This window comes from Burkholderia sp. Ac-20365, assembly GCF_017104715.1.
In the GTDB taxonomy this organism is placed as follows: Bacteria; Pseudomonadota; Gammaproteobacteria; order Burkholderiales; family Burkholderiaceae; genus Paraburkholderia.
Genome location: NZ_JAAGPI010000087.1, coordinates 1 through 5,234 on the forward strand (window position 1 = coordinate 1; position 5,234 = coordinate 5,234).

General features: G+C 61.6%; 3 protein-coding genes. 2 read left to right on the plus strand and 1 reads right to left on the minus strand.

Going from position 1 to position 5,234, the window contains the following annotated elements; genetic code table 11:
* Positions 1–397 precede the first annotated feature (397 nt).
* Together G3O01_RS44620 and G3O01_RS44625 are read left to right on the plus strand one after the other, a co-directional pair.
* Positions 398–1,018: a DapH/DapD/GlmU-related protein gene (locus G3O01_RS44620; protein ID WP_241024795.1), complete on the plus strand. Its 621-nt coding sequence runs from the start codon at positions 398–400 to the stop codon at positions 1,016–1,018.
* A gap of 256 nt (positions 1,019–1,274) precedes the next feature.
* Complete coding sequence (locus G3O01_RS44625; protein WP_205813880.1) at positions 1,275–3,023, plus strand: GMC family oxidoreductase; 1,749 nt, start codon at positions 1,275–1,277, stop codon at positions 3,021–3,023.
* A gap of 773 nt (positions 3,024–3,796) precedes the next feature.
* Here the strand turns inward: G3O01_RS44625 and G3O01_RS44630 are convergent.
* Positions 3,797–5,041: a glycosyltransferase gene (locus G3O01_RS44630; RefSeq protein ID WP_205813881.1), complete on the minus strand. Its 1,245-nt coding sequence runs from the start codon at positions 5,039–5,041 to the stop codon at positions 3,797–3,799.
* Between the last annotated feature and the right edge of the window lie 193 nt (positions 5,042–5,234).

Here is a 5,234-nt window from a genome sequence, read left to right on the forward strand (position 1 = left end):
CGCGGCATCAGCGCGAGCGCCGCCGCCAGCGCAGCGGCGAGCATCAGCATGCGCGGCGCCGGCCCGACGCGCAACGGCTGCACGCGGGCCGGCCGTTGCCGCGAGCGAAGATGAGCAGTCATTGTCGCCTCCCTCCTGCAAACGTCATGGAGCCTGCTGCCATGGTGATACGGACACTCTGCTTAGATCCGCCAAAATTCCGCACGGCGCGGACAGTGGCCGTCCACATGTGCACGCGGGCCAGATAATCGATGCAGACAGGGCGTCATGCAGATGGGAAGGCGCGGCCTCATAGGCCGGTCATACCGCGCTGCGCCTTCATCGAATGGAGAAGATCATGGACAACACGTTCGATTCCCCGATCGGCGGCGGGGCCGCCCACGCTCAGGACGCTCGCATGAAAGACCAGCATGCGGTGCCGCCCTCGCCGGATACGCCAGCGTCAGCGCCGGGCCGCGTGATCGACCTGAGCCTCGCGGGCAAGGGCAACTACGTTGCGTCGCGCGGCTTTCTGGTCGAGCTGATGTGGTTCTTTATCGAGGCCTGCGTGATCAACAACAAGCTGCTGCCCGCATCGTCGGTGCGGGTGGCGCTGCTGCGGCTGTTCGGCGCGAAGATCGGCGCGAACTGCCGCTTCGTGCATCCCGTGCGCGTGAAAGCGCCGTGGAACCTCACGGTCGGCGACAACTGCTGGTTCGGCGTCGATGTGTGGATCTATAACCAGGCGCCGATCCATATCGGCTCGAATGTCTGCATTTCGCAAGGAAGCTTTCTGAGTGCGGGCTCGCATGACATGCGAACAAATATGGATTTGCGCGTCGCGCCCATCGTCATAGAAGACGGCGCGTGGATCTCGTCGAAGTGCGTCGTGCAGATGGGCGTGACGATCGGGCGGTCGGCTGTCGTGACCCCGCTATCCGTTGTGCACCGCTCCCTGGAGGCGGAAGGCGTGTATGGCGGCAATCCGTGTCGCTTTATCCGCAAGCGTTTCGACACGGATGTGGGCGAGCCCTCGTAACTTTCACCGGATGCATGCTTCTGTCTGCCGGAAGCGCGAAGTTGGCGGATGAACTCCCTTACTGCGAGCCATCATCCTACGTAAGCACTGGCTGGTGCAGGAACATAGTATGCGGTCGCGGGCGCCCGGCGCGTGCAAACCCACAGGGCGTTGCTGCATGACGAGCGTTGCTCGCGTGCACGGCGGGGGCCAGAACGGACCAGGCTTTTGAGCGGCCGTACAAGGTACGAACAGAACACAAAGCTGGGAGCAGGGGATGTTTATCGATACCCGCAGTGTCGAACAAGGCGTCGCTGTGTCGACGACCGTATGCATCATCGGGGCGGGAGTCGCGGGTATCACGCTCGCGATGGAACTCGACCGCGCGGGCATCGAATGCTGCCTGCTCGAAAGCGGTGGCTATAAGGCCGACGACGAAACGCGCGATCTCTATCGCGGCGAGAACGTCGGCATTCCCTATACATTCGCCGATGGTTGCCGCAGCCGTTATCTGGGCGGCAGCAGCAACTGCTGGGGCGGCTGGTGCCGTCCGCTCGATCCGTGGGACTTCGACAAGAAGGACTGGGTCGCGCACAGCGGCTGGCCGTTCGGCCTCGAAGAACTCGCACCGTACTATCTGCGCACGCATGCGCTGCTCAAGCTCGGGCCGCACAATTTCGATCCCGCGTGGTGGGAGCAGCAGATCAACCGCGGCGACGTTCGCCGCTATCCGTTGATGTCGGGCAATGTGCGCGATACCGTGTCGCAGTTCAGCCCGCCAGTTCGTTTCGGCAAGGTGTATCGCGAGGTATTGCGGCGCTCGGAGCGCGTGCGCGTGTTCCTGAACGCGAACGTGGTCAATATCGATAGCGATGCGCAGGCATCCGAAGTGACGGGTGTCGATGTCGTGACGCTGACGGGCAAGCGGGTTCGCGTGAATGCGAAGGTGTTCGTGCTGGCGACGGGCGGCATCGAAAACGCGCGGCTGCTGCTGGCGTCGAACAAGGTTCAGGCGGCGGGTCTCGGCAACGGCAACGACCTTGTCGGCCGATTTTTCATGGACCATCCGCGCCTGATGACGGCGACGGTGAAGTTCTCCAAAGAGTGGTCGCGCAACAAGCTGTACGACATCAAGTACCACTATCAGAACCCCGTCGTTGCGGCGCATGGCACGCATATCTCGTCGCAGTTCGCGTTGACGCACGACGTGATCCAGCGCGAGAAGCTGCTCAATTCGCGCGTGTGGTTCTTCTCGCGATTCTTTGGCGAAGGCAGTGCGGGTTCGGAAGCGCTGATCCGTTGCCGTGAGGCGCTGCATCGCAAGGAGCAGCCGGGCCGTCGCGCGCGTGACGATTACATGACGATGGCCGCGCATCCGATCGATACCGTCGGCTTCGGTCTCACGCGTCTGTTGCAGTTGCGCGCGCTGATTTCGGACGTGAAGCTGCAGGCGATCGTCGAAGCGGAGCCGAACCGCGATAGCCGCGTGACGCTGTCGGATCGCAAGGACATGCTTGGATTGCCTCGCGTGAAAGTGGACTGGCGGCTCACGGAACTGGTGCAACATACGTTCGACCGCACGTTCCAGCTGCTTGCCGACGAGTTGAAGATGATGGGTGTCGCCGAAGTGGAACTCGACGAGCCGCTCACGGGGCGCTCATCGTGGCCGGCGAAGCTCGAAGGCACGTGGCATCACATGGGCACGACGCGGATGCACGATTCGCCGCGTGAAGGTGTGGTCGATCGCGATTGCAAGATGCATGGGATGAGCAATCTGTATGTCGCGGGTAGTTCGGTGTTTCCAACCGTTGGGGCGAATTTCCCGACTATTACGATTTCTGCGCTCGCGTTGAGGTTGGGTGAGCATATTGCCCAGCGGTTAGGGCGGCCTGATACCGCGACTATCTTGCCTATTGGCGAGGCGGCTGCCGGTATGCGGTTTGGCGGCGCGGCGAGTGCCGAGTTGGGTAAGCTGCCGATTGCGGCGCAGTCACTCGTTAGGGCTGGAGGGAATGAGGCTTTGTGATGTGGTTTTTTTTGCGCGTAGCGCGTGGATTGGTTTTTTTGTTTTTGTGCTGGCATCCGCGTTTTGTTACTGGTGCTTCATGCGTTGCCCCTGTGCGGGGCGGCACTTACTTTCTTTGCCGCCGCAAAGAAAGTAAGCAAAGAAAGCGGGCTAACACCGCCAATTCTTGACCACCGCCTGAGGGCCCTCAACGGTTCCTCCACTTCAAACGGCAACCTGCCATTCAATGCCCGTTGCCAACGCTTCGGCTAGTCGCCTCACCCACTTCAATCACCCGTAGCGCAGCGAACGGCAGCGACTGGTTACGGCCGCCCAGGTGGCAAACTGTGTGTCGGTCGTAGTGCTTCACACCTCTGCGTTCTTACGACACCGATCGTGCTTTTCAGTCCGGAGTGGAGCGCGTACGCCGCGACAGCCTACACACAGTTTGCCGCTATAGAACGTGGGAGATTTGGTCGCGCGTGTGGTGACGCGGGAGTGTGAAGCGGGTGAGGCGCTCAATAAGAGCGTTGGTAACGGGCAGTGAAAGGCAGGTTGCCGTGTGAAGCGGAGGACCCGTTGGGGGCCCTCAGGCGGGAACAAGTGCTGGCGGTGTTCAGCGGCTTTCTTTTGCCTACTTTTCTTTGCCGCGGCAAAGAAAAGTAGGTGCCGCCCCGCACAGGGGCGACGCTTGAATCACGAAAGCAAAACGCGGATGCCAGCAACAGCACAAGCAAACCAAACCAAAACCAAAACCAAACCAAAACCAAAACCAAATCAAACCAACCCAGACCTCAACTCACCGAAGGTTCCCTCTGCGCAGCAGCCTTCCTCGGCATCGCACCGGGTGTATTCTGCGGCGACTGCTGATCCACAACACGAGGAGCCGCTGCAACCGGCTGCAACAAGGCAGTCAACGAATCCACCATGCTGGCAATCCCGAACCTGGCGTCGAAAGTGCGACGCGCTTGCTCCCGCATCTGAGCCTTCGCCACCGCGTCGAGCGAATGCCAGTTCAGCAGATTGCGCTGCGTCCCATTGATCGTATCGCTCGACACGAATCCCGCCTGATCGCTTTCGACTTCACGCCAAACCCCGACCTTGTCGGAAAGCAAAACAGGCAGACCGCACGCCAGTGCCTCAGCCACCGCCACGCCAAAATTTTCCTGATGCGACGGCAGCGCAAACACGTCGCTCGCATAGAACGCGCCCCATTTGAGATCGCCTTGCAGCATGCCAGGCCAGCAGATCCGCTCCTCAATCCCGCATGAACGCGCGAGCGCCTGCAGCGGCCGCTGCCAGCCCGTCGCGTCCGGACCGGCAATCACCAGATGCGCGTCAGGATCGCGCTGCGCATGGTCGGCAAACGCGTGTATCAGCAGATCGCAGCCCTTCTTTTCGTGAATGCGCCCGAGAAACAGCACGATCCGTTTGCCGCGCAAGTCGGGATACCGGCTCAGGAAAGCTTCGCGCAGCGCGTGCGCATGCGGCGGCGGTGGATTGGTGCCGAACGGCACGACGCGTTCGTTCGCGCGATACAGCCAGAACGACTGCCGCGCGAGCAGCCGTTCGTCTTCCGTCGTGAAGATCACGGCGGCCGCATCGCGCAGCACGCGATATTCCGCCCACGGCCAGTACGCCCATTTCTTCAGATGCTTGAGCGGATAGGTCCGCTTGAAATACGGATCGAGCATGCCATGCGTGTACACGTAATACGGCACCTTCGACGCGCGCAGCGCACGCCATGCGCCATAGCCATGGTATTGCCACAGTCCATGCACGATCACGGCATCGAAGCGCTGCGCCTCGCGCTGGAGCCACGGCACGTAAGCGGGTGTGAATCCATAGTGGTTGCGCCCCGGCCCGAGCGCGTGCACGGGCAACGGGAATTCGCGCACATGCGGCGCATCGGCGGCGTCGAGCGATGCGACCTCGATCTCGTGACCCAGCGACGCCATTGCGACGCCGCTCTGTCGTACACCTTCAGTCGGTCCGCCTGCCCGTGGATCGACTGTCGAAAGGAGATGAAGAATTTTCATTGGCGAATAACACGGCGTAGTGCAAAAAAAGGACCGGCGCGGCCGGGCGATGTAAGCGAGGCGATCCGCGTGATGCATGTCATGCGCTAGCGCATCACGCGGACGCCGGCATGCCTCGCTGTCGCAGATCGCGTGTGCGGTCTGCGTCGAATGATTCGGACCCCGTTGCGTCGTTCAGCGCGCCGCGTGCTGC